1 pseudogene is annotated in these 1,259 nt (G+C 57.8%); it reads right to left on the bottom strand.

From position 1 onward, the window contains the following. Window positions 1–1,193, bottom strand: a pseudogene (locus tag GGD62_RS40520) (IS701 family transposase); the annotation flags it as partial. Window positions 1,194–1,259: the final 66 nt, after the last annotated feature.

Below are 1,259 nucleotides of genomic sequence, written 5' to 3'. Positions count from 1 at the left end.
CAGGAAGGCGTAGGCAATCATTGTCATCAGGGCGTGGCGATGAAGACCCTGCCATGATCGCCCTTCGAAGTGATCAAGTCCAAGCTCCTCCTTCAACTGCTGATGCGCTTGCTCGCAAATCCACCGTGCCTTGATGGTGGCTGCTGGCGTGCGCAGATCCGTCGCCGGAAGATTGGCGAGATAGTATTTCTTCTCGCCCGAGGCCCGTTGCTCGCCAATGAGCCAGGCTTCGTCGCCTGGGAGATGCTGCTGACCCTTATCCCATATCCGCTGCGGAGGGCCGTCGGCGGTGCGGACACGGAGGGCAGCAAATCGGGCTTTGAGCCGACCTTTCGTCCCGCTGCGCCAACTCACGGTTTTCCATTTGGCGCTGGCCAGCATTTGTTCTGCCGCAATCGATAAGATATCGGGCACGTGGTGTTTTCGTGGTTTCCCGCGGGCTTTGGTAATCGGCCAAGTGAGCTTCACATCGACCGGATACACTTTCAGGTGCCGAGGATTCCGACAGCCCAGACCAGCCCGCGCTCTGTTAGCCCTTGTCGAAACGGTGCGCTGAGGCCGTATCCTGCATCCGCCAGCACATATCCAAAGCGCACATTGGCTGCTATCGCGCGGTCAATCTCGGCCAAAGCAATCTCCGGCTTGGACCGTGGCGTTCGATGTTCGACTGGCACGCGAGCGCGCTTCAAACGAGATACGTCGCTTGTCCAACTGTCAGGCAGAAAGAGACGTAACGCGACCATCACGGGCACTTCGCCGCTCGCAAGCGTCAAAGACACCAGTGTTTGGCAATTTGCCGTTTTACCGAGTGCCGAGGCGTATTGAGCCGCAACACCGACCGAGCGCTCACCCTTCTTGGGAAGTGAGGTGTCATCAATAACCAGCACCGCATCCCTGCCGCCGACAAGTCGGTCCGCCTGGTTGAGCAACTCTGTCTCCAGCGGCGTCGCGTCCCAGATACCGTCCGCAATGAAATGGTGCAACTGGTCGTAGTTGCTCGTGGCAAGGCGTTCCGCCATCGGCTGAACGCTCTTTCGATCGCCAGGACCGATCAAACCCGCAACATACAGAGGACATATCCGCTGCCGGGTCTTATGACCCAGCCGGTCCAAGAACGCCATCAGCCAGCGTTCGAGTTCGTCTTCCCATCCCGGCATGGTCAGCCCTCCAAGAGCCGACCACCCATGAATCATTGAAAAATTGATTCGGAATCCCATAAAACGCGACAAAATCAACAATTTGCCAAAGCAGTGCTAGCT

The organism is Bradyrhizobium sp. ERR14, from assembly GCF_014198235.1.
Classification (GTDB): domain Bacteria; phylum Pseudomonadota; class Alphaproteobacteria; order Rhizobiales; family Xanthobacteraceae; genus Bradyrhizobium.
Note: the sequence above shows the minus strand (reverse complement) of the source record. Positions and strands in the feature narration are given on the sequence as shown.